The sequence below is a fragment of the Paenibacillus sp. IHB B 3415 genome (assembly GCF_000802655.2).
GTDB lineage: Bacteria > Bacillota > Bacilli > Paenibacillales > Paenibacillaceae > Paenibacillus_AQ > Paenibacillus_AQ phytohabitans.
Map to the genome: position 1 here is coordinate 1 of NZ_JUEI01000019.1, position 24074 is coordinate 24074.

27 protein-coding genes and 1 pseudogene are annotated in these 24074 nt (G+C 51.7%); 6 read left to right on the top strand and 22 right to left on the bottom strand.

What is annotated here, in order from left to right:
* Positions 1–288: 288 nt before the first annotated feature.
* Positions 289–2271 carry a glycoside hydrolase family 127 protein gene (locus QW71_RS10190; RefSeq protein ID WP_083442493.1) on the bottom strand — a complete coding sequence of 661 codons (1983 nt, stop codon included), beginning with the start codon at positions 2269–2271 and terminating at the stop codon, positions 289–291.
* Positions 2272–2418: 147 nt separating this feature from the next.
* Between QW71_RS10190 and QW71_RS10195 the strand changes: the two genes are divergently transcribed.
* Positions 2419–3291 carry an AraC family transcriptional regulator gene (locus QW71_RS10195; protein ID WP_039297015.1) on the top strand — a complete coding sequence of 291 codons (873 nt, stop codon included), beginning with the start codon at positions 2419–2421 and terminating at the stop codon, positions 3289–3291.
* 39 nt (positions 3292–3330) lie between these two features.
* Here the strand turns inward: QW71_RS10195 and QW71_RS10200 are convergent, their stop codons facing one another.
* Entirely contained in the window at positions 3331–3549 is a 219-nt protein-coding gene (locus QW71_RS10200) for a hypothetical protein (RefSeq protein WP_039297023.1), read from the bottom strand.
* Between the two features lie 110 nt (positions 3550–3659).
* Here QW71_RS10200 and QW71_RS10205 point away from each other — a divergent pair, with 110 nt between their 5' ends.
* The 4 genes from QW71_RS10205 (at position 3660) to QW71_RS10220 (ending at position 6286) form a co-directional block, all read left to right on the top strand.
* Entirely contained in the window at positions 3660–4178 is a 519-nt protein-coding gene (locus QW71_RS10205; protein ID WP_039297027.1) for a DUF3231 family protein, read from the top strand.
* Positions 4179–4286: 108 nt separating this feature from the next.
* A complete protein-coding gene (locus QW71_RS10210; protein ID WP_039297036.1) occupies positions 4287–4868 on the top strand; it encodes a YitT family protein in 582 nt (193 codons plus the stop codon).
* Between the two features lie 195 nt (positions 4869–5063).
* Positions 5064–5831, top strand: coding sequence for a threonine/serine exporter family protein (locus QW71_RS10215; RefSeq protein ID WP_042235553.1), 768 nt, complete (start codon positions 5064–5066; stop codon positions 5829–5831).
* Between the two features lie 26 nt (positions 5832–5857).
* Entirely contained in the window at positions 5858–6286 is a 429-nt protein-coding gene (locus QW71_RS10220; protein ID WP_039297038.1) for a threonine/serine exporter family protein, read from the top strand.
* Positions 6287–6884: 598 nt separating this feature from the next.
* Here the strand turns inward: QW71_RS10220 and QW71_RS10225 are convergent.
* The 20 genes and pseudogenes from QW71_RS10225 to QW71_RS10320 form a co-directional block, all read right to left on the bottom strand.
* Complete coding sequence (locus QW71_RS10225; protein ID WP_039297297.1) at positions 6885–7397, bottom strand: GNAT family N-acetyltransferase; 513 nt, start codon at positions 7395–7397, stop codon at positions 6885–6887.
* A gap of 5 nt (positions 7398–7402) precedes the next feature.
* Positions 7403–9427 carry a Na+/H+ antiporter gene (locus QW71_RS10230; protein WP_039297040.1) on the bottom strand — a complete coding sequence of 675 codons (2025 nt, stop codon included), beginning with the start codon at positions 9425–9427 and terminating at the stop codon, positions 7403–7405.
* Between the two features lie 171 nt (positions 9428–9598).
* The gene (locus QW71_RS10235) at positions 9599–10234 is read right to left on the bottom strand and encodes an NAD(P)-dependent oxidoreductase (RefSeq protein WP_039297047.1); all 636 of its coding nucleotides are present in this window, start codon (positions 10232–10234) and stop codon (positions 9599–9601) included.
* 29 nt (positions 10235–10263) lie between these two features.
* Complete coding sequence (locus QW71_RS10240; protein ID WP_052769962.1) at positions 10264–11139, bottom strand: beta-1,6-N-acetylglucosaminyltransferase; 876 nt, start codon at positions 11137–11139, stop codon at positions 10264–10266.
* 75 nt (positions 11140–11214) lie between these two features.
* Positions 11215–12081 (bottom strand): VOC family protein, encoded by an 867-nt coding sequence (locus QW71_RS10245; protein WP_039297057.1) that lies wholly within the window; start codon positions 12079–12081, stop codon positions 11215–11217.
* 472 nt (positions 12082–12553) lie between these two features.
* Positions 12554–13228, bottom strand: a complete 675-nt coding sequence (locus QW71_RS10250; protein ID WP_039297058.1) for a DUF4085 family protein — start codon at positions 13226–13228, stop codon at positions 12554–12556.
* Positions 13229–13253: 25 nt separating this feature from the next.
* Positions 13254–13625, bottom strand: a complete 372-nt coding sequence (locus QW71_RS37020; protein WP_052769963.1) for a hypothetical protein — start codon at positions 13623–13625, stop codon at positions 13254–13256.
* A gap of 28 nt (positions 13626–13653) precedes the next feature.
* Positions 13654–14202 (bottom strand): GNAT family N-acetyltransferase, encoded by a 549-nt coding sequence (locus QW71_RS10260; RefSeq protein ID WP_039297061.1) that lies wholly within the window; start codon positions 14200–14202, stop codon positions 13654–13656.
* A gap of 44 nt (positions 14203–14246) precedes the next feature.
* Positions 14247–14426: a hypothetical protein gene (locus tag QW71_RS10265; protein ID WP_039297066.1), complete on the bottom strand. Its 180-nt coding sequence runs from the start codon at positions 14424–14426 to the stop codon at positions 14247–14249.
* Between the two features lie 390 nt (positions 14427–14816).
* Complete coding sequence (locus tag QW71_RS10270; protein WP_039297074.1) at positions 14817–15113, bottom strand: hypothetical protein; 297 nt, start codon at positions 15111–15113, stop codon at positions 14817–14819.
* A gap of 19 nt (positions 15114–15132) precedes the next feature.
* Positions 15133–15555, bottom strand: coding sequence for an Rrf2 family transcriptional regulator (locus tag QW71_RS10275; protein WP_039297077.1), 423 nt, complete (start codon positions 15553–15555; stop codon positions 15133–15135).
* Between the two features lie 218 nt (positions 15556–15773).
* Complete coding sequence (locus QW71_RS10280) at positions 15774–16364, bottom strand: DJ-1/PfpI family protein (protein ID WP_039297081.1); 591 nt, start codon at positions 16362–16364, stop codon at positions 15774–15776.
* A gap of 36 nt (positions 16365–16400) precedes the next feature.
* Complete coding sequence (locus QW71_RS10285) at positions 16401–16721, bottom strand: carboxymuconolactone decarboxylase family protein (protein ID WP_039297082.1); 321 nt, start codon at positions 16719–16721, stop codon at positions 16401–16403.
* Positions 16722–16814: 93 nt separating this feature from the next.
* Positions 16815–17561, bottom strand: coding sequence for a type I methionyl aminopeptidase (map, locus tag QW71_RS10290; RefSeq protein WP_039297084.1), 747 nt, complete (start codon positions 17559–17561; stop codon positions 16815–16817).
* A gap of 5 nt (positions 17562–17566) precedes the next feature.
* Positions 17567–18604 (bottom strand): hypothetical protein, encoded by a 1038-nt coding sequence (locus tag QW71_RS10295; RefSeq protein WP_039297086.1) that lies wholly within the window; start codon positions 18602–18604, stop codon positions 17567–17569.
* A 189-nt stretch (positions 18605–18793) separates the two neighbouring features.
* Positions 18794–19423, bottom strand: coding sequence for an SGNH/GDSL hydrolase family protein (locus tag QW71_RS10300; protein WP_039297089.1), 630 nt, complete (start codon positions 19421–19423; stop codon positions 18794–18796).
* A 92-nt stretch (positions 19424–19515) separates the two neighbouring features.
* Positions 19516–20354: pseudogene (locus QW71_RS37025) on the bottom strand (DUF2785 domain-containing protein).
* A gap of 37 nt (positions 20355–20391) precedes the next feature.
* Positions 20392–21186, bottom strand: a complete 795-nt coding sequence (locus tag QW71_RS10310; RefSeq protein WP_235441438.1) for an alpha/beta fold hydrolase — start codon at positions 21184–21186, stop codon at positions 20392–20394.
* A 215-nt stretch (positions 21187–21401) separates the two neighbouring features.
* The gene (locus QW71_RS10315; protein ID WP_039297092.1) at positions 21402–22580 is read right to left on the bottom strand and encodes an NAD(P)/FAD-dependent oxidoreductase; all 1179 of its coding nucleotides are present in this window, start codon (positions 22578–22580) and stop codon (positions 21402–21404) included.
* 40 nt (positions 22581–22620) lie between these two features.
* Positions 22621–23058 (bottom strand): DUF1641 domain-containing protein, encoded by a 438-nt coding sequence (locus QW71_RS10320; RefSeq protein WP_039297095.1) that lies wholly within the window; start codon positions 23056–23058, stop codon positions 22621–22623.
* A gap of 325 nt (positions 23059–23383) precedes the next feature.
* Between QW71_RS10320 and QW71_RS10325 the strand changes: the two genes are divergently transcribed.
* Complete coding sequence (locus tag QW71_RS10325) at positions 23384–24001, top strand: nitroreductase family protein (RefSeq protein WP_039297097.1); 618 nt, start codon at positions 23384–23386, stop codon at positions 23999–24001.
* Positions 24002–24074: the final 73 nt, after the last annotated feature.

Sequence of the window (24074 nt, forward strand, 5' to 3'; positions counted from 1 at the left end):
CAAATTAACGCGGTGTCGTGTGAAACAAAGACTTTTTCAACAGTCTGATTCTCTCCACTTGCTAAAGAACGAAAGAGGCCATGTCAAACAGCAATTGGAAAAAGAGCACTTAATATCAGGACCACGGCTCAAAATACGGGAAATGCCTGGTATTAAATGACGTTTATCCAACTAAATGCCTCAGAGAAATTAAAATAGCGAAATTAAGATACATTTGTCCACTTACTGCCCTAAGTGGGGAGGTTGGCTTCAGCATTATATACGTTAGCTACCGGTCATAAGAGTTAATTACGGAATCCAGACCTTCATCTCGCCGCTGCCGCGGTTGCCCCACAGATAGTAAGGGACTGCGGTTACCTTCACCGCTTCCAGCGGTGCCTTCTCTCTGCTGTACAGCCCTCCGGTCCAGGCCGCCTGTGCTACACGGAAGCCGTCGCCTTCTACCACTATAGCACCGCCAAGCAGCAATTCATCATACGTCTCGGTGAATGAAGCTGCTTCACTCAAGGAAATCGAGCTTAGCGGTTCACTGTTATCAGCCGCTTCCAGGCAGTAGACCAGCGGGCCGCGCTGAATGGCAGTCTTCCCGGCATCGGCACGCAGATTCGGGTGGGCGTATACGCGGTGCGCTTCCATTGGAAGCTTCAGCTCAATCACGTCGCCAGCCTTCCATTCCCTGCGGATCACAGCATAGCCCTGCTGCAGGCTTGCAGCAGCATCGCCTAACGCCTCTCCGTTCACTCTGATCTCCACGTTCCCGCTCCAGGAAGGAATACGCAGCGCCATACCGAACACTCCGGCTTCCGCAGGATCAACCTTCAGGGTCACGGTTCCATCCCATGGGAAACGGCTCTGCTGGCTGATTGCTACCTCTGTGCCGCCCAGTGTGGTCTTCAGCTCACTGCCGATATACAGGTTAGTATAAAGCGTATCGCCGTGCTCAGTGTAGATATACTGGTTCAGCGAGGTCAGCAGGCGCGCCACGTTCGGCGGACAGCAGGCGCAGCCGAACCAGCCCTGGCGCTCCGCTTTCACATGATGTTTGCCGGGGTTGCAGCTGCAGGCCTGCGGCCATACTTCAAGCGGATTCACGTAGAAATAGTGTTTGCCGTCCTGTGCCATGGAGCCGAGCACATTATTATAGAGCGCCCGCTCCATCACGTCGGCATACCGGGCGTCCGGGGTCAATTCCAGCATCCGCTTGGCAAAAAAGATCAGCCCGATCGAAGCGCAGGTCTCCGCATAGACCGTATCATTCGGCAGATCATAATCAAAGGTGAACGCTTCACCATGATGTGTAGACCCGATTCCGCCGGTGATATACATCTGTTTCTCCGTCATATTGTTCCACAGGCGCACGCAGGCTTCGCGCAGGGCCTCATCTCCGGTAAGCCGTGCCAGATCGGCCATGGCTATGTACATATAGACTGCACGGACGGAATGTCCCAGAGCCACGCTCTGCTCACGGACCGGGATATGGGCCTGATTATAACTGACATCCACACTGCTTGTAGCCGTACCTGTCCAGTGCGTAACCCGTCCTCTTTGTTCCCACTCCTGATGCAGGAAGTTCGGTTCCTGTCCACGCTGATCGATGAAAAAGCTGCTGAGCTTCAGATATTTCTCTTCACCGGTCAGCCGGTACAGCTTCACAAGGGCCAGCTCAATTTCCTGGTGACCATCGTAGCCCTTCAGCTTCCCCTCTTCCGGTCCGAAGACGGTTTCAATGTGGTCAACGAACCGCCGCACAATGTTCAGCAGCTTGTCTTTGCCGGTCGCTTCATAATAGGCCACTGCCGCTTCAATGAAATGTCCCGCACAATACAGCTCATGGCAGTCCAGCAGGTTCGTCCACCGTTTGCCCGGCTCTTTGAGTGTAAAATAAGTATTCAGGTATCCGTCTTCGTGCTGTGCTTCGCCGACCAGCTCTATCATCTCATCCGCCTGACGCTCCAGCTCAGGATCACGCTTGATGCTAAGCGAATATCCCACTGCCTCCAGCCATTTAGCTACATCACTGTCCTGAAAAACCCAGCCGTTGAACTCGCCTTCCCTCCTGCCGGCAGCGATTTCAAAATTGGCAATGGCATGGCTCGGCTCCGCACCGGCTACCCGGTCATGCAGCGCCTCATACTGGTACGGAATAACGGTATCCTGAACCAGCCGGATATAACGCCCCCAGAATTCATCCTGAATAGCTACCTGCCGGCTTGTGTCAGCGGCTTGCTGAATATCTGCAAATTTACTCAATGTGTTTTCTCCCCTTTTCATTTCATCCTCGCTATTTGCAATTATAGACGGTAAAATGAATAAAAAACAGAATCATAAGCAACCCTGTTTTTGTACTATTTCACACTCGGATTATTAACCTTCCACGGAAGTCCGGCTAATAGAAAAGAGCTTGCGAAAGGAGCAGATATGCCACCCAGTCCAGCGTATATTCATCTGTCAGCGCCGCCGTTCCCCTATTTCCTGGAATGCGGCCATACCGTATATTTGCCCGGCGAGCAGCACCCAAACCGCAGCCGCATGGGGAAATTCGATCTTATTATTGTAGAACAAGGCTGCCTGTTCATCGGTGAGGATGATAAGGAGTGGGCGGTAACCTCAGGGCACACTCTCCTTCTGCTGCCGGACCGCTATCATTATTCAGTTAAACCCTGCGAGGAGATCACCTCCTTCACGTGGGTTCATTTTCACACGGTCGGTGAGTGGATGGAAGCGGAAGGTGATCCTGTATATGCTGAGCGGGAGAAGCATTTCCGGCAATTCCTGATTCATCCTTATACGATCCGCATACCCCAATTCGGACCTCTCCCGGGCCCCTTCGCACGGAGCGGACAGGCAGAGCAATTGCTGCAGCTTAGTCAGGGACGGCGCTCCAGCTCCGTATGGCAGCAGCAGCGCATCTTTGAAGAGATGCTGCGGATGATGGATCTGGCCCAGCAGGATACTGCGGGCAGCCAGGCAGCAGAGATCGCTGAGCAGACGGAAGCCTACCTGCGCAATCATTTTACGGAGGATCTCACGAATGCATCCCTGGCGGATGCGCTGCATTTTCACTACAATTATTTGGCCCGCTGCATGAAACGTGTCTATGGGCTGACCCCTATGGAATACTTGACGGATTACCGGCTGGAGCAGGCCAAGCTGCTACTGCTCAAGACAGAAATCCCTATTTCCGGGATTGCGGAACGCACCGGCTTCGAGAGCACCGCCTACTTCTCCCGGCGCTTCAGCCGGAAGGTTGGCATCTCTCCGCTGCGCTTCCGCAAGCGTTACTCCCGCTGAAACGGCAGCAGAAGCGCTTCTATGCAGGGAGCGTGGAGTCTACCTAGGCTCTGCCGGAAGGATTCGGAATTCATGTACATCCCGGCTATACGATAATCCCCGGATCCGGACAGATTTCGCTGTGTATGCTCTGATCTGTCCCCCCGGCTCCAGCACCTCCTCTGTACCATCCTTCAGCACAACCGATACCTGAACCTCCGATAGCGCCGCAGCCAGCAGCTCCATGTCGCTTTCCAGCACTTTATAGATATAATCCATCGGGCTACACCTGCTTTACTGTGTCTTTATTTAGTGCACTTGAATAACGCTGATTGCACTGGACAACCTAATTTACGTTCATAACCTATTTGTAGAGGAGTTCTGTAATTATGGGAGTTCTAAACGGCAGCCCCAAAGATGAACCGCTTCACTATGGTGAAATCTTCAATCTGTGGCAGGTCTCGGCAACAGCCAAAATGTCCTTGTCTACCTACCAGGCGTTTCACTTTCATGCCGGGGACCAGGATCTGAAGAAGATTATCGATGATCTTATGGATCAGGCACAGCAGGAAATTAAGGACTGTGACAAAATCCTCAAGCTGAACGGCTTCGTGCCTCCGCCTGCACTGCCGGACCGCCCCTCCGTCAAGCTCGAGGATATCCCGGCAGGTGCAAGGTTCTCCGACCCGGAGATTGCTGCAGCCCTCTCCGGGGCAGTATCGCTAAGTCTAGTGGTCTGCAGCCAGGTCATGGGCATGTCGATCCGCGAGGATATCGGCGCAATGTTCATGAAGATCCACGCGCAAATGGCCGCCTTCGGCATGGCACTGCTCAAAATGAACAAGCAGAAAGGCTGGCTGATCCCGCCTCCGCTGCAACTAAAGAAACCTGAGCCGGTTCATGCCTGAAGAATTCACCTCTAATCCTGCGCAAGCAGGATTTTTTGTTTTATAGCTATTTTTTTCCAGACAGATGCATATTTATTAAGACATGCCTTAAATCTGGAGATGCTGATAATGCGTTCATATCCCAAATATGTCATTATTCTGCTGGCCAGCCTGCTGATTGCAGCGGGAACCAACTTTTTTCTGGTACCCTATAAAATACTCGATGGGGGAATTATCGGCATTGCCCTCATAATTAATTACATCTCCGGCATCAAAATCGGACTGGCCATTATTGTCTGCAGTCTTCCGATCTTCCTGCTGGCCTGGTTCCGGGAGCGGGATATCTTCTATAACAGCATTCTGGGGCTGATGACCTCATCCTTCCTGATCGAACTGCTCGGGCCGCTGCAATATTACTTTCTGTATTATATCGAACTCGGTTCCATCTCCAGCGCTATTATCGGCGGCTTCCTGATGGGCAGCGGGCTCGGCCTGATGCTGCGGTTCAAAGCCAGTACGGGCGGAACAGATCTGCTGGCCAAGTTCATGAAACGTTACATTCCGCTCAATGTCGGAGTGATTATTTTCCTGACGGATTTCGTAATTATCGGCGCCGGCGGTGTACTGATCTCCAAAGAGACTTTTTTTCATTCCATACTGACTATTGTCTCCGGCGGTGTTGCCACCGGTCTATGTACGCTGGAAGACTAGAATGGACTGCAAAGAACGCGTCCTTAGGCTGTCCGGTTGCCAGTGCTTCTATGCTTCTGTGTTAAAAAATGTATATTCCTTTTACCTTCTTGATAAAATTTTATTATTCGTCAGAATATATGGAATAAAGGTTGAAATTTTCACACATTGCGGCGACAATCGAATAGATAACATTCCCGGGGAGGATCGACGAAGTTGGATAGCACAAGCAACAATAGCAATACTACCGCGCATGATATTATAGACCTGTGCCTGCTGGCCGGCAAAATCATGCTGCAAAGCGGCGCTGAAACCTACCGCGTGGAGGATACCATGAGCCGTATGGCCGCATCGCTCGGATTCCCTGGAGCGCATAGCTACGTTACGCCGACAGTCATTATGTTCACCACCAGCCGAACCGAACCGGTGAAGCTGTTCCGGATAGCTGAACGGACGACCGATCTGCAAAAAGTGTCAGAGGTCAATGACATCTCGCGGCGGCTGAGCGAACGCCAGCTTACCGCAGCCGAAGCCCGCGAGCGTCTGGGGATTGTCGACGACGCGGCGCATGCTTATCCGGTCTGGCTGCAGACTGTAGCTGCCGCCCTGACCGGCGCCTGCTTCACCGTAATGTTCAAGGGCAGCCTGTGGGATGCCCTGCCGTCGCTGCTGATCTCCGGGGTCGGCTTCGCCGCCGTCACCTATCTGCACCGCCTGGTCCAGATCCGTTTCTTCGCGGAGTTCATCGCCTCCTTTATCATCGGCCTGCTGGCTTTCTTCTCCGTCAGGCTTGGCATCGGACAAGAGATGGACAAGATCATCATCGGCTGCGTAATGCCGCTTGTACCGGGGCTGCTCATCACGAATGCCGTCCGTGACCTTATGGCCGGCCATCTGGTCTCCGGCCTGTCTAAGGGAGCCGATGCCTTCCTGACCGCCTTTGCCATTGGAACCGGCATCGGACTCGTGCTGTCCCTTTTCTAATTACCACTTGAAAGAGGTAGTCCTACATGATTTTGCAACTCATAACCAGTTTCATCGCTGCCTCAGCCTTCTGCGTTCTGTTTAATGCGCCGGTGCGCGCACTGCTTCAGTGCGGTTTCGCCGGAATGATCGGCTGGATGCTGTATCTGCAGCTGGATGACAGATGGGATACCGTTGTTGCCACCTTTGGAGCCACCTTGGTTGTCGGAGTGATCAGCCAATTTTTTGCGCGTTCCTTCAAAATGCCGGTGATTATATTCAGCGTCGGCGGAATTATCCCGCTGGTTCCGGGGGGCCTGGCTTATGATGCCATGCGCCAGTTCGTGGAGAATGACAACAACCAGGGGATTCAGTTTGCAGTTCAGGCGCTGCTGCTGTCCGGGGCCATTGCCGCCGGCCTTGTGCTGAGCGAGGTACTGGGACAGATGTTCCGGAGAAAGCACGTATCCGGATAGTTGTTCCACGGGGTTCCCCCGGCTGGCGCACCCTAACGTACATAAAGCCCCCCCTGTTCCGGAGAAAGCACGTATCCGGATAGTTGTTCCACGGGGTTCCCCCGGCTGGCGCACCCTAACGTACATAAAGCCCGCTTGCCTGCAGGGACCTGGTCCTTGCAAGGCAAGCGGGCTTATTGCGTTGTACGGGAGCACACCGATGTCTGCTTCCCTATTAGGTTCACCAAACCGTCCGTATTAAATGCAATATTAACAGTAACTATACTGTGTCTATACATTTGGCAATCGGTACGTGGAATTCGCAGCACAGAACTCTCAACTCTCTAAGTCGACGCCCTGCAGCCAAGTGAGCTAATTATTGTTTGAACTGTATACATACACAAGCCTAATTGTTGTACGTATTGCAACTTGTACCTATAGATACTGGGTGATTTGTAAGAGTTGTTGTATGAAATACAATAATTACCCCGCGTAACCGCTCTGATAAGGGGGAAATGCTGCATTTCCTACAACAATTCTTGATTACTCTCGATATCACGAAGAGATTGTTGTATTTCGTGCAGGAATTTAGTTAGCGGCTTCTGGCAACGGCCAACGATTAGCCGATTATTTTCTGATAGCTGACAATATCCAGCCACCGGCCGAACTTGCGGCCGATCTCCTTGAATAAGGCGCTCTGCTCGTAGCCGTGCTTCGCGAACAGGCGGCGGCTGGGCTCATTGTCTGCACATACGGTAGCTACCAGTACATGGAACCCAAGCTCGTTAGCCCGCTCTTCAATGAACCGCAGCGATTGCCCGCCCAGACCTTGTCCTCCGCTGCCGGGCTTCAGGTAAATGCTGACTTCACCGGAGGTATCGTAGGCTTCTTTGTTCTTGTGCCGGGTAATCAGCACGTAGCCCTGCAGATCGCCGTCCTGCAGAAGGACGTATGACTTAAATCGCGGGTCCCCGTTCAGCACAGACTGGCGCATTTGCCTCAATGTCTGCGGCTCGGTATGAAACGAAACGGTAGTGTTAAGTACATAATAGTTATAGATATCCAGCATACCGGCCAGATGTTCCTCAGTAATTTCTGCAAAGTGCAACCCGCTAGCAAGCAATTCCCCCATAATCATTAATCCTCCCAAATGGATGTTTCCAGCTGATCTACGAACCGCCGCAGCTTACCCGCGATCTTGAGATTAATTGCCCCGTTCTGATACATCTCCTGCACGGTATTCCGCTGCTCCTGAATGGCCTGCAGCTTCAGCTCCAGCTTCTCGTCATCGACGACACCGTCTTTGCTCCAGCCTTCGCCCTGCACCAGCCGGGATTCCAGCCGCTCATACTTGTCGATGACCTTCTGCGAGGCAAGCCGGTTCTCGTCGCTTATGCCGGCGCTGACGGCTGACACGGCCGCCTGGCACATCGCAATCTTCGCTGTCCGGGCACTTTCGGCATTCTGCACCGCCCGCCGGCCCTCATCCCCATTGAAGCGGCCCGAGAACAGGCCGGAGAACAGACGCTGAATTTCAGTTACCGTGAACTTTATTTGCGTATCCAGCCGTCTGCAGAGCAGCGATTCCGTATGATCCAGCAGCTCCTCCATCTTCACAGCAACAGGGGCGGGCACCGCCCCGTTCTCCAGCATCCGCCGCAGTTCTGTGCGCTCTGCCTCCAGGCCGCTCAGCCGGGCTTCAACGCCCAGACGCCGGAACTGCTCCGTGGCCGGATCACTGTCCGGCTTGGCCGTGCACAGCCGGTCGATCTTGTCTGTGAACTCCAGTAATACAGGCTGTGTCGCCCGCTCCGGGCTCTCCGTAACCAGGCTGCGCAGCATCGACATCCCAGCGTCGATCACTACATTCCTGGCCGCCAGTTCCGTATTTCCGTAGCCAATCGTCTGCACCACGGTCTCCTCTTTGTCGGCCAGCAGCGGCAGGAAGATGCTGGCAATGACCAGCGACATCAGAATGACACCTGCGGCGAGTGCAATAATCAAATCCCGTTCAGGAAACGGCGTGATACCGTCCCCGAGCACGAGCGGAATGGAGAAGGCACCTGCAAGCGTTACCGCTCCGCGCACGCCGGAGATTGAAGTAATGACCTGTGACTTAAGCGGCGCCTTCTCTACCCGGCGGAACCGGCTCTCCCATAAGGAATAGGCATAGACCCATAGAAAACGCAGCACAATGAGCAGCGCGGTAATCGCCATCACATACCCCGCAACCATAAAGTTGTTCAGCGTCTGATCGCGGTAGATGACCTCCACCACATCCGGTACGGACACTCCGAGCATCAGGAATACCAGACCGTTCAACACCAGCAGCAGCACCGACCAGGTACTGGCTGATACAAGCTGCAGCTTATACTGCGGCGATACGGCCCGGTCCTTCTCAATAGCATACATTACACCGCCGGCCACTACAGCCAGGATGCCCGATACGCCAATCTCTTCACTGATCAGATAAATGATAAAGGGCGTAAGAATCTGCAGCAGCACATGGATCGTCACATCCTCCATACCGAATCTGCGGATGAATACACTGAGGCGGATCAGCAGAAAGGAGAGCGCCGCACCCAGCAGCAGACCGCCTGCGGCAATCATTACAAAGCTGAGCGATGCCTTAGGAAGCGAGAAAACTCCCGTAACCATGGCCGCGATCGCAAATTTGAAGGCAACCAGGCCGGAGGCGTCATTCATCAGCGATTCACCTTCAAGGATACGGTGTATACTCTTCGGCAGATGCACCCTTCCGGCCAGCGCACCGACCGCTACAGCATCCGTAGGTGACAGAATCGCCGCCAGTGCAAAAGATGCCGCCAGCGGAATTGAAGGAATCATCCAGTTAATGGCATAACCTGCGACAAAAACCGTTACAAATACAAGCCCCAGCGCCAGAAGTAATATCGGTGCTCTAAGGTTCCACAGCTCATCACGCGGTGTCCGTCTCCCGTCATTGAACAGCAGAGGAGCAATGAACAACACAAAAAACAGTTCGGGCTCAAAAGACATATGTATTCCGGTCGGCACAAGTGCAGCAATAATCCCGAGTCCGATCTGAATCAGAGGAACCGGCACAAACGGAATGAAACGGTTCAAGATATTCGATACCGCGATTAGCCCGAGCATCAGCAGCACAGCAAGAAAAGTCTCCAAGCCCCATCATCTCCCGAATATCTTTTTTCAAAATATTATATCCTATATTTGCAGTGACTGCATAAACGCCAATAAACGGAAGACACACCGGAATTTCCGCTTGTGCCTCCCGCTATATTCTCTTTACAGAATCCATCCGGCTGCCTCACTGCAGAAGCAGGAGCTCGGGGATCAGGATTCGGACACCACCGTGAACCGTTCACCGATATGCTGCGGCTGTTCAAGCTCATCTACAATCGCAATCGCATAATCGGCATAACTTACGTAGCTCTCGCCTTTGGAATTAACGAGCAGATGATCCTGGCCCTTCACATACGCGCCTGTTCTCTCCCCGACGGCAAAATTGGCTGACGGACTGACGAACGTCCAGCGGAGTCCCTCCGTGGTTTGAAGAATCTCCAGATTCTTAGCCTGGTTCAAGGCTGTTGGCTTCACAAAATCCGGGAACCCCGGTGTATCCACAACCTTCACCGTCCGGGCTTCATCCACGTACAAGCTTCCTGCACCGCCGACGACAATCAACCGGGTATCCGGCACATTCTTAAGAGCCTCAATCAGTACATTTCCGGCCTCCACATGCAGATGCTCCTGTCCAAACGGCACTCCGAAAGCATTTATGGCGGCATCATAACCCCGCAAATCTTCAGCCGTCAAGGATAGGATATCCTTTTCCAGCACCGATGCTCTGCTGTCCGTTACCTTCGCAGGGTTCCGCACTATAGCGGTAACCTCATGTCCCCTGTCCAGCGCTTCCTTCACAATCTCACTGCCTGCTTTGCCGCCTGCTCCAATGACTGCTATTTTCATGATATCTGCCTCCTAAGATAGTTAGAGCCTCAAGCCAGCCGCAGAATATCGCTGATGATCTCCTTGTCGACATCCAGATCGAACTTCCGGCCCCAGAAGCAGCCTGCACCTTGCTCGCGAATCCGTTCGTAATCCTCGGCCCGCAGCGTTCTGGGGAATTCTGGCCCGGTGTCCCAATCCGTATAGCGTTTGATCTCATTGATTACATTATCCTTATATTTACTGTTCAAAATAATAGAATGGAAGAAGATCTCATCGCCGCAGAACGAATTCCTGAACAACCGGACGTATCCGGGATGCTCCGCGATGAATTCGAGGATATACTGCATGCATCCCCCGGTAAGCGACATCCAGTTCGAGCCCTTATACAGCGCCTCCGGCAGATCCTTCAGGCTGCGCTTAAGCCACGGTACCGACATCACCAGATTGATGTAACGGTTGCGGATCTCTGAGACAGCTTTGGCCCGGGAGACCAGGAACCTTGGATAATATACAGATACCCGGTACAGGCAGCCCCACATTTCCGCCTCATTCGGAAGCTGCAGATGCTTGACGAACTCCTGCCCTTCATGCTCCTTGAAGAAATCAGCAATCACCTTATTGGAGGCGAGAGGCAAATCCTGCCCGCTGATGATATGAACATAGTTATAATTCCCGCTTGCCCGGATCAGTTCAAAGCACTTCAGGATACATTCAATCTGGCCGTAATGGCCCCACTGTACGTCTACCGGCTGCTCTACGAAATGAATATCTTCGCGATGGATAATTTGCTCTTCGATGCCGCTTTTCTTATCCACATGCAGGAAAAACTCCACATGCTCATCCGTTAAACGATCGATCAGCAAATTAATCTGCTGAGGGCTCTTGTGACAGAGGACAACATAAGCCATTTTGAAATTGTGCAAAAGATTCATCCTTTCGCTCATTTATTTCCACATATTATAGGGGAATGAGCGAAGATGGACAAGCTTTCATTCTTCTCAGCCTTTGACAAGCAGCCGGATCCCAATATTCCACGGGTCTCTCAAAGTTGTAATGCCGCCTTCTACTTCTACACGGTACCCCGCTTGCTTCACACGTTCCGCCACTTCAGATACATCCCCGCTGCCCGGAAGCAGCAGAGTGAAGTAATCGATGCCCGCCGCATTGGCCGGAGACGCCTTAGCACCTTGTCCCGCCCAGACATTAAGCCCCATATGGTGATGATATCCTCCCGCCGAGATGAATAGTGCAGCGTCCCCGTAATGAGCCATTATTGCAAAACCAAGCGCATCCACATAGAATTTCTTAGCCTCCGCCAGATCGCCTACATGAAAGTGCACATGCCCGATCACCGTGCCCGCAGGCAGTCCGGTCCAGTTCACCCCTTCGGAAGCCGCCAGCAAGCCGTCCACATCAACCGGGTCTGTAGTCATCACCACATTGCCAGTAGGCTCATACTTCCAGGTGTCGCGCGGCCGGTCGCGGTATATTTCAATGCCGTTATTGTCCGGGTCCTGAAGATACAGTGCTTCGCTGACCAGATGATCGCCCTGGCCGATCTCGATGCCCGCATCAATCAGATTACGCAGCACCAATCCGAGACTTGGACGGTCGGGCACCAGAATCGCGAAATGATACAGTCCGGCTGCCGAATTACGGCGCAGAATCTGAGCCTGTTCAATCTCCCGCAGCACCAGCAGCACATGCACACCATCCGCAGTCATTTCCACTTCACGCCCCTGCTGGTGCAGGATCTTCAGTCCGATTACATTCTGATAATAGTTGAGCGAACGCTCCAAATTGCTTACTCTAATCTGTACAAGTCCAATTTCCAGTTCTTGCGGCAGTGCTGCTGTTGTCGTCATATAAACCCCTCCTGAATAAAAGCATATGGATCATTTCGTTCCGCCGGTGCTATTCGTGCTCAGTGCTGCTTAGTCTTGACTGTTTATAGAATCATCATTCAAGCTTGTAACTGTTTCCGTTACACATTAACTAACTTTAGTATAGTAGCGCTCTATATGTTTGTCAATTACTTTTGAAAATCGTCCGGAGGGGCGAATCAGGCGGGAATCCAATAGTTGAATTATCTATCCGGTGAGATCAAAGGGATTTATCCCTATAATTCCCCATGCAGCCGACTTCCGGCGGAATCAGAGGAATTCATAACTCATTTGGTTGGTCTACCTAATCAATGGCACATTGTATTCGGTTTTTCGCATACATTCGGCTCATCTCTACGGATAAACTCCAAATTTCAATGAAACTTATTTACAACAGACGAATATCATAACTTCCTATAAAAAAACCCGGCCAATTGGCCAGGCTCCGAAGCAGTCATCCGTTGTATTTGGGTTCACTAAGCATTTCAAATGATACATCCTGTGCAGTAATCCTAAGCTCACTCAGCGGCGGGTCCAGCAGAACCCATAATTCAAACCCTTGTTCCACCGCATAGATCTCGGTATACAACCAGACCATTCTGTTTAGGCGTTCAGGCAGAACCAACCCGGTCACCCCGGTAAAGGTTAGTCTGATATCACACTGATAATGCATGGCTCCACTGCAGTCCAGAATGATCTCCACAACCTCCTCCGCCGGCACAGCATATGAAATCACCCTTGAATCATGGAGGGACTTCTCAACTAGCTGAACAGCATGTACAGGCAGGCTGTCCTTAATAGAGAGATATCCTCTATAGTATTCATCATCCAGCACCTTCATTCTGGCTTCGTATTCACTACGCCACTGCCGCGCCTGTTCTTTGAACTCAGGTTCAGGATAAGTAGAATTGATTGTTCCGTTATGAATGGAGGGATGGAAGTATTCCGGAAGGTACTTCAGCAAATCCGCTTTGAGGTATTCCAGGAAATCTCTCGTCCTTTCCTTATAGCTGACCCCCTCCGCAGCATGCCATGCAACATCCTCCAGCCAATCCTGCTCCGTCTCGGGGAACACCATAAAGCCGCGCACCTGCATTTCTTCATACCATGGATATGTATAAAATTTCATTTGGCGCTCCTTTACTCCCCAAGTCTCATCTATTGGTAATCTTCGTGCCCATATATACCCGTTGTTCAAGTGTCGCCTGCTGAACCCAGTTCTGTATTTCCAAAACGCTGAACAGGAACTTATCATCTACCTTGATATAAGGCAGCATCATTCCCTCGAAAGGCCCGTTATTGCTCAAAATTGCATTCTCCGCCTTGATTATATTAATCACCTGATCTTCACTGATCCGCAGAAGCTCCGCCGTCTCGGCAAGCGTCAGAAGCGGGTGGACCGTGCTCTGGCTCACTGCTGCCTGCTCCCAGCCGGTTGTCCGGTCGCTGCTGATAAGCAGGCAACCCGCCACAAACGAAAGGCCCAGAATCAGTGCGGCCCCCAGAATTGTGAATCGGTTCTTCATATACAACATCCCCTTACTTGTATGTAAATTAAGATTTAGAATTATAGGACATGAGCCAGCAGTCCCTCCATTCACCTTCATGCCACTCGTGCTCCGGCAAAAGCTTGCCGCGTACAAAACCATTCTTCTCGTACACTCTAAGCGCCCTGTAGTTCCGGCATTGCGGGTCCATAACAATGAGGCCGGCCTGCTCCGCTTCGAGCAGATGCTTCACCATCCCGCCTACCAATAGCGATCCGATGCCTCGATTCCACATCTGCGGCTCGCCGATGAACTGATCCATCCCGTAGATCTTGCCTGTATAATCCGCGTAACCATACTCTTCTTTCTCTTCCCTGCCGACAGGATAGTATTGGATATAACCTATGGGCCGGTCTTTGAACTGCACAATCCCGCGGTTTACCCCCTCATCTTCATCCTCATAGAAATGTGCCTGCACCAGCGTATGATCATGCGGACGGTCCCGGCCTTCGTAATACTCCAGCACTGCGGGATCGGAGAGCCACCGTACCAGCAGGGGCGCATCTTCCCTTTCCAGCCTACGGACGTTCAGGTCCCCGCTGTGGAACAGAATCATTATGTAATCACTCCTTAGAGATCAGCTGCCGGCAGCCCCGTCCGCTACAGCCGCTTGTCTATAATATGCTTATTCTCCTTGATCTCCTTGCGGAGCAGCCGGATTTCCTGAATCAATTCGTCCAGTTTGTAGGTAGCCCTAGATCCATCAATGGCCTTGCGGATAATCAGCATAAAGACCAGCAGCGACAGGAACCATATAATCAGTACTAAGAACATCATCATATCTCGCGCCTCTTCTCCATTTATTGCAGCAAACCACACCTGGTGTCAGTCTAAACCATCTGGAATAATGTGTAAAGACAGCACCAGCGATTTCTGCAGCCGCAAAAAAGGGACCCTGCCGGGAACCGGCAGGGCCAAAGTCTATTATAAGGGGGTCATGTGATTAATATACAGGCCCAACCTTAACGCCTGATGAAAAGCACATAAAGGTTTGATGAAAATTTATAAGTCCTAAACAAAGAGATAGACCCTGCCGAGGCACGGCGGGGTCTATCATAAATGTATCCACTGGGGGGTGGAGATCTTTAATATACTCCCCGAACCTTAAGAGTACATAAAGCTATGCTGAAAGTTTCCTTAAGTTTCTGTGGCAGTCTACAAAATCTTACATCACGGGCCGGTGCCGCTTGAGGTTACGTGCCAGCCCAGCCTGCTTTTCTTCACATAGATGTAGCTTCGCTCTGTTTCTTCAGCATAGTACAGATTACCGTACCTTGGATCATCCTTAATCTGTCCTTCTGTAACCCTGCCCGCAAATGCAGCTGCAGGATCACGGATCAGCAGGCTCTTGCGTACAGCGAGCTCAGGTGTAGGAGAAGGAAAAATGAGCAGATACAATATCCCGAGCCCGAGCAACACCGTTATATAAAAAGCAGCGCCTTTTCGCTTGCGCATAGAGTTTCGCATAGCACATTCCTCCTCTGCCTCACGAAACAGGAATTTGATGTACGATCTGATCCAGTGTAACCTCCTGCAGCACATTCTCCATCGCTTTCTGCGCAAGTGAGAACACGGGTATAATTGCCCCGGCAATGTTCTTGCCGACCGGGCATTCCGGATTCGGATGCTCATGGACAGAGAACAGTGAATCCTCTTCCACTGCATTGACCGCCTTGTAAATCTGCAGAAGCGTGATATCTGCGCTACTTCGGGTAAGCTTCGCACCGGCTACACCGGGGCGGACCTCCACCAGACCAGCCTTGTTCAGCATGCCTGTAAGGCGGCGGATGACAACCGGATTCGTATTGACGCTGCCGGCAATCCACTCCGAGGTGCTTTTACCGTCTTTGTTGCTGTCTATTAAAGTTAGAATATGAATAGCGACCGCAAACCGGGTGCTGATGTTCATGGAAATCTCTCCTTCATACTGACCAGAATGCTTCCCGCTAGATGTAACAATAATAGTTACATTCTAGACAATTGTCAATCCTGCAAGGAGTTCCGTGACCTCTTCGGGGTACTTCTGGCTTAGTCGTTTCTTTCCCAGATTGCTCTTCACGATCCGGATCATCAGCTTATCGCCGCTCCCGGCTAACTATTCACCTTCATCCCTCCGGTTTCAATGTTTTACTCATTGGAGTACATTACAATGCCTTGCGCATCATACGGATAGTCGATCTGCTGCTTCACGGCAGCCATAGCCTCCCGGCCGGCAAATAAGGATACCAGATATAATCCCAGATCAATTGAGGTTGAGACCCCGCCTCCGGTAATAACATTCCCGTCCTGCACAATCCGGGCCTGAACCACTTCCCGGCAATACGGCTCAAGCAGATCATAAGCCGATGGATGTGTTGTGGCCCTGCGTCCCTCCAGCAATCCGGCAGCACCCAGTAGCAGGACACCGGTGCATACGGATACCAGATATGGAACCCCGCTTGCTCCCTGAAGCCAGGAGATAAAGCTCTCGTCATGCCGTAATGCCCTCGTCCCGAACCCGCCGGGTACAAATACCAGATCATACACTGATAAATCCGGCAGCACTTTACCGGTTTTGACCGTCAGCCCCATTTCATCTGTGATTTCTCCGGCCGGACCGCAGATGTCCCACTCCAGCCCTTCCCCTGCAGGGAACTGGCGCAGCCTGTAGATTACATCATAAAAACCCGCGAAATCCAGAAACGTAATGCCGTCAAACAGAATAAAAGCAATTTTCACGCTACACGCTCCTTCAATATCCGTCGTCCTGCAATACTACTCGCTGTCGTAAGCCTGCAAAGCAACGGGCAAGGCCTGAATGACCATATTGCCTACAGCCGGAAGAGGCAGCAAGACTGCGCTGATAATCTCATCACGGGTAGCGCCGAGCGATTTGGCATGCTTGACATGAAGGGCCAGCCCGCTTTCCAGCCTGACCGCCGTGAGTACGGAGATATAGGCAATTTCTTCTGTTTTGGCATCAAGCGCACTAGCTGCATCCAGCTTCTGCACAACTTCCCCCCAGGCCTTCTGCTGCTCCGGTGCTTCTGTCATAAACGTCATGAACGCATTGCTGACCAGCGGTACATTGTCCATTATCATAGTCCCTCCAATTGTTAACTTACAATAATAATGAAATCCACCCTCTTCAGGGCAGACTGTATCTGTTCGTTCATAGGTACTAGGCTATTAGGCGCTTGTCAGAATAATCGGTTTGCCTTTGGTCACCACAATCGTATGTTCATACTGGGCAACACGGCTGTTGTCCGCCACACTTAGCGTCCACCCGTCCGACTGCTGCTCTACAAAATCCGCACCTGTGGACAGGAATGGTTCTATGGTAATCACCTGGCCTTCTTTCAGCACAGTCGTTACACGCGGATTATAGAACGGCAGGATCTCGTAGGGCTTCTCATGCAAAGATTTGCCGATGCCGTGGCTGCACAGATTGCGCACAACCTTGTAGCCGCGCTTGTGTGCCTCCGACTCCATAACCCTGCCGATCTCGTTCACCTTCATTCCCGCTCTGAGGTGATTAATCACGCTCATCATGGTTTCCTCCGTACTCCGGCAGAGATGGACCAGCTTCTCATTATAAGGAGGCAGTTGAAAAGATACACCGGCGTCCCCGTAATACCCGTTCAGCTCCGCCGAAACATCAATATTGATTAAATCGCCGGCCTGGATCACCCGTTGACCCGGGATTCCGTGTGCCACCTCTTCATTGACGCTGATGCAGGTGGTTCCGGGAAAGTTATAGGTTACCTTAGGGGCAGATTTCGCGCCAAAATGGTTCAGAATCCTCGCGCCCACTTCGTCCAGCTCTGCAGTTGTCATTCCGGGAACTACACTTTTCTTCATCTCGGCGATGGTGTGGCCTACCACTTTACCGGCTGCCTTCAGTCCTTGCAAATCCTGCAGTGTCTCGCTCGTCATCCTGTTCACATTCCTCTCGTATCTGTTGATTCTCCGGCAACTTCCTGAAAAACGGCTCCGTCCCAGCGGTATGAAGTCTCAACCTGCCTGCCAACAGAGTTGTCATAATGGCCCGCCCGGAAACCGCCTTCGATCACGTCCAGCTTGACGGAATACCGGTCAGGACTGCTGATAAACAGCCCGGAAGCTGCTCCCTTGATCTGCAGCTCCTGGATCGTATGATCCGGTCTCAATGTAAACAGCTTGAACAATGATCCGCTCGAAGAAGCATATTGGCCAATCGTAAAATCGGGATTACCGTCCCCGTTATAATCAGCGAACTGAATCTGGAACAAATCGCCGAAGCTCAGTTCTTCGGTGAAGTGCCGGCTCAGCGCGAACGTACCGAGTGCTGCGCCCAGTTCATCCGTAATCACCAGCCGGAATTGACCGGTCCAGCTCCGTCCTGCCAGCGGGGAAGGGGTCGACCAATCTTCGCTGTAGCTGCCTTTCAGCAGCTGGAGGTTCAGGAATTCCTTGTTTCCTGTGACCGTGTATAAATCATTGCGCGAGACCGTTACCGGACCTTGAGTTACCACCGATGCCTCATCCGCTTCAGACTTCGCCGCCGCGCTTCCTCCGCTGAAGATCAGCTTGCGCAGCTTATCGGCATTCTTGGCAGAGACTGTGTAGCCCGTCCCGCTCCGCTCAGCAGATAGCAGCAGTCCGCTATTCCCTTCTTCCTGGCCCAAGCCCAGAATAAAGTCTTCGGTATAACCATCTCCGTAGACCAGCTTCATGCGGAAATCCGCATCGTAATCCAGCTCTCCCGCAATACGCTTGCTTGTATTCATGGCAGAAGCCATCGTCTTAATGAACTCGCCGTCTTTGAAAATCCTGGACTCAAAGGGAGCCGTCTCCGCTTGGCTCTCTATAGAGTTATAGGTCAAATCAATTTCTGAAATCCATCTTGAATTAATGTAGCCGAAAGCATTCTGGCAGCCGCTTAATACAACAACCAGTAGAACAGGCAGAATCAGCAGTAGCCGCCTTATGGGTTCCACCTCCACATCCTTATGTATGATACAAGTATAACAGCCTTCTTAAGCAGTGTGAAATTCACGTATCTGCCGCCTGTCGCCCTGAAGGCAACGTTCTGCCCCGGTATATGCCAAAAACCGGTCCGCTGAATACGCAGGAACCGGTCTGTGCAGCAAATTCAATATGTAGAGAATTCCCCGCTATATTCTATTTTAGCGAATAGCCCCCACAGCCTTCATCCAGGCTTCCGCAATCAGTGCATGGCCGGCAGGTGAAGGATGTACGCCATCCCCGGCCCAGAAGGCAGGCTCGGCCTTAACCGAAGCAGCGGCGAACAAGCCATCCAGCGGAACCAGCACCGCTCCATATTCACGGGCCAGCTCACGCACCACATGAATTTTCGGGTCCAGATCCTGGCGCCAGCCCTTGCGGTCTTCCGGCACCGGCAGTACGAACGGCTCAACCAGTACCAGCTTGGCATCCAGGCTCTGCTTGGTGCGTTCAATCAGATCACGGTAGGAAGCCTCGAACTCAGCCGCTGTCGTCTCCTGCCCGGAATCGAACCAGCGCCAGGTATCGTTCACTCCAATATAAATGGATACCCAGGTCGGCTTCAGCTCCAGACAATCCCTGTCCCAGCGCACCTGCAAATCCACGGCGCGGTTGCCGCTGATGCCGCGGTTGATAAAGGTAAGATTCTTCTCCGGATACTGCAGCCCAAGACGAGCGCCCGCCATCAGCGCGTAACCTACACCTAGCGATGAAGCGTCTGCGTAATTGCGGCCGCAATCCGTGATACTATCACCCTGGAACAGGATGATATCGTTCTTTTGAAATGGCATGCCTGAAATCCTCCTATGAAAACATCTGTAATGGTATAAACATGATCATTATAACAAATAGACTTTCCTGCGAATACGTTTTCATCGCAGATTCACGGCGCAAACCTGTTCACCGCCCTAAGCGCTGCAAGCAGAGCTGTATACACAACGCCGCCTTCTGCCGCATAGCCGTCTCTTCTGAAATACACACAGCGCAGGAAATTCTTGCAGTTCACCCGGTTTATATCCGTGCTGCGGCTTCTCGGTTCATTGCCGATAACCGCCAGACTCCCGAACCAGCCCGCAATCTGCTCCTGCGGGAGCAGGCTATGGATAATCATTGTATCCAGAATGGTCGCAATCCGCTCATCCTCTTCTTCAGAGAAGATGTGGCTACGTTCAGCAGCATGCGCTGAATCCCCTCCAGAACTTCCACTTGCACTTCCTCGCCGCTCTCCGGGCACTGTACCAGCTCATCCAGTGCATCTGCGCCATGCGCTGCCGCATGCGCCCAGCCGCCCTCCTCCAGATAGCCGCGCAGATCCTGCTCCTCCCTGTAATAACGCAGCAGCGACTGCTTCAGAAGCCGGAAGCCGGCAGGTGTAAGGAATGGCCGTTCCTTATGGCGCTGTGCGATCAAGCCAATCACCAGTACGGTGAAGGTTCTTGTGAAGACGCTGCTATCTGCGCTACGGCCAATGCCATGGAATAAATGATGTTCATCAGTCAGCACTTCAAGCATGCTATAGAGCTCCCCGGCAGTGAACAGCTGCTGCTTATGAATCCACATATAAAAGGTTGGATAGACCAGTCCATCCCGCAGATCCGGGTCCGGGTCTCCGATATACTCCAGCATTAAGGCTATAAAGTCTTCATACCGCTCTCCCTCGCGGATCTGATAATGCTCAGTTTCAATTCTCTTCAGATCCGTTCTTAACCGGGATCGCTTCATTTCGTTTAAGGTTGCCTCTGTGTTCTGATGCATAGTTTCACTCCTGGTTAAGTGTATTGGAATGAGCCTGAATCATCCCCATGATTTCTTCAATGACCAGCCCGGGCTGGTCATGATGGATATAATGACCGCTGCCCGACGCAATCAGCTGTCTGCTGGCCGCAGATAATTCCAGGAACTCCGCCTGGCTCTTCTGCTCAATCTCCAGTATCGCGTGTGCCGGCCAGTCTGATCCATCCTCATCCGCAAGCCCTCTGGTTATCACCGACAGCGGAACCTGGCTTGGCATGGAACCCCGGGCAGCAGAGATCTGCTTATAGCTCTGCATCTTATCGATCCGCTCCCTATTGAGCGAAGGGTTCAGCAGGTACGCCCGGTTCGCAGCGATATGCTGCGGGGGCAGCACCCGCTCATAAGTAAGCTCCTTATATTCGCCTGCAGCATCTATCAGTACAATTCCTGCTGTCCGCTCAGGATAGCAGCAAGCGAACAGTCTGGCTACCAGACCGCCAAAGGAATGACCGACTAGAATATAAGGGGCTTTTATATCCAGCAGTGCCAGCAGCCGGTACAGCTCCTCCACCAGATCCTGGCAGGAGCGCGGCCCCGGCACTCCCGGGCTGGTCCCGGTACCGGCTCTGTCATATGCGAGGGTTGAAGCATGCTGCGCAATATTCTCCTGGACACCGCTCCAGGAATCGCAACCATCCCCTAATCCGGAAATAAAGATGACAGCAGGCGCACGGTATGCAGAATATTTATAATACAATCCGCGGCCCTGCCCGTCCGTTTGAACCTCCATCCAATTGCAGATAAACCCGTTCTGAATCATCTTCTCCTCCTAGCGCTGCGCAAAAAGTTCATATATAGGATGTATACCTCATTCAGGATAAAGGGCCTTCCAGTAATTTACTATATAAATTCACACAGCTCTCCTTTCACAGTCTGAGTTCATGAAAAATCCCCCTCAACTGCCTGCTGGCGGTTGAAGGGGATGATCTGCCGCATGGAAGCGGCCTGCAATAGGTATAGATGGTTAGGAGAGAATTAATGGGCCAGACTGAACAACCCGTGAATATGGGTCAAATACCGGATATTGCTCGCTTCCTTCATCAGTGTTGCCGGCAGACCCTTCAGCGGTGTGGAATTGCCGCCGACAATCGCCACTCCGTCTCTGCGTCCCAGACTGGCAAGTGTCCCGGAATTCACCGGACTGAAAGTCTCGGAAGCTTTGTCATTCAGGTAAGCGTAAAGGTTATAGCCGATCAATTCACCCATCTGCCAGGCAATTTGTGCCGTTGGCGGATACGGACGGCCGTCCGGTGCGAACACAACCGCACTGTCACCGGCTACAAATACATTCTGGTGTGAAGTAGATTGCAGGAACTCATTCACGGTTGCGCGGCCGCGGTTCACTTCAAGCCCGGACTCGCCGATCAGCGGGTTACCCTGTACGCCGCCGGTCCAGACGAAGGTATTCGCCACAATCTGGCGGCCGTCCTTCAGATCAATGGTATTGCCTGCTACATTAGTAACAGGAAGACCTGTCAGGAACTGAACTCCCCGTTTCTCGAGGCTGGTTGTCGCGCGCTCAATCAGATGATCCGGCAGAACCGGAAGAATCTTCGGTCCGGCTTCTACGAGCAGCAGCTGGATTTCAGCCGGATTCACTCCATATTTCTTAGTCAGCTTGGGCAGTACGTCGGCAATTTCACCTACAAGCTCAACACCTGTCAAGCCGCCTCCGCCAATCAGGATGGTTGCATCGGCCGCGTTGCCGCTTTTGGCATATTCACGAATCCGGTCTTCAATATGTCCGTGAATCCGCAGTGCATCCGCCGCCGATTTCAGCACCATGCTGTACTGTTCAAGTCCCGGGATGCCGAAATAAGCCGTCGTGCTGCCCAGACCGACAACGAGAGCATCATAAGTCAGCATTACACCATCCGAGAGGATGATCTGCTTGTTCTCCACCGAGAACGAATTAACCTTGGCAATCTTCAGATCGATATCCTTACCGGCGAACAGCTTCGCAAGCGGCATGGCAACCGCCTGTTCCGAAGCACTTCCTGCTGCAAGGCGGTGTAGTTCGGTAATGATCTGGTGTGTTGGATACTGATTAACCACTGTAACTCTGGCTTCAGCTTTGCTCATATATTTGCGCACGGTTAGCGCACTCAATAAGCCGCCGTAACCTGCACCTAGAATAACTATGTGTTTTGACATCATATTTCCTCCGTCCTTACGATTAAGAATTGAACAATAATTACTTACCGGATTGGCGTTCGCCGCTGACCTGCAGGTATGCATTCATGAAACGGAGCACGTTCTGTACCTGCGGGTCCTTGATCATTTTCATCATGCCAAACAGGCTGATGGTTTCACTGCTTGCATCCGCGCGGTCTTTCGCTTCAATAACCGTAGCCGCCAGATTCTTGACAGAGCCTACCACAGGACCCGCCATCTCCTTGATTGCGCCTACCGTATCATTTTTCAGAACTTCATCCGTTGCAACCGACTGTACGAAATCGACTGATTTGGTTAATACATTCACCAGTTGGGTAATCTGCGGCAGCTGCTCCACCAGAAGGATCAGGGATTCCTGAACTTCCGGCTTCAGAAGCTGATTCAGCAAATCCTCTTGGGGAAGGCCTGCTGCGGGTATTTCTTGTTCAGAAGGGGTTTGGGTAATGGTTTCTGACATATCGAAGTCTCCTTTACAATGGCATTGCTGCTTAAAAGTATTCATCCACTGAAACTATGTGACTATTATAACATTCCGGTTGTAATAAATGTCACAATGTTTTTGGCTTTATAGCCTTATTTTGTGATTAAAATCACTTCTTTTCTCGCTTTTTCAAAATTTATCGACTATTTGAACTAAAATTCACAATTTAATGTTGTTTAATCATTGACGTATGCTTGTAGTTGTGATATTTTAAGCAAGTAACTTATTGTAAGTTTATTTATTAATATTAGCTATTGATTATTACTAACCAACATACATATCACAATGGAGGTCATTATTTATGAGTACTTTTTCAGAATTGGTTCAGTCCCGCAGATCGGCTATGAATTTCGTTGAAGGGGTAAAAATCCCTCAGAATGAGCTTGAGGAGATGTTCTCACTGGCACGCCTGGCTCCATCGGCCTTCAACCTGCAGCACGCCCACTACAAAGTCATCAGCGATGACACTGTGAAGGAAGAAATCCGTAAAGGTGCGTACGGCCAATACAAAATCCACACCGCATCGGCTGTCATCGTCGTACTGGGTGATAAAAATGCCTACCAGCAGGCTCCAGAAATCTATAGCGGACTTAAAATGCTGGGAGCCATGAGCGAAGAGGATTACGACCGCACCATTCAGTCTATTAATGATTCTTACACCGGAAAGGACGCTTTCCAGCGGGATGAAGCGATCCGCAATGCTTCCTTGTCGGCTATGCAGTTCATGCTGATTGCCAAGGACAAGGGCTGGGATACCTGCCCGATGATCGGTTTTGATCCGGAAGCGGTGAATGCTACCCTCGGGCTCAGCGACAACTTCGTTCCGGTAATGCTGATTACGATCGGCAAAGACAACAAACACAAGATTAGACCGCGCGGCTACCGCAAGCCGGTTAATGAGTTCGTAGAATTTATCTGAGCCTAAACCGGGTCCAGAGAAATCCCTATTTAATAGTTGACAGCAAAAAGGTCTTCCGGCAGCTTAACCGGAA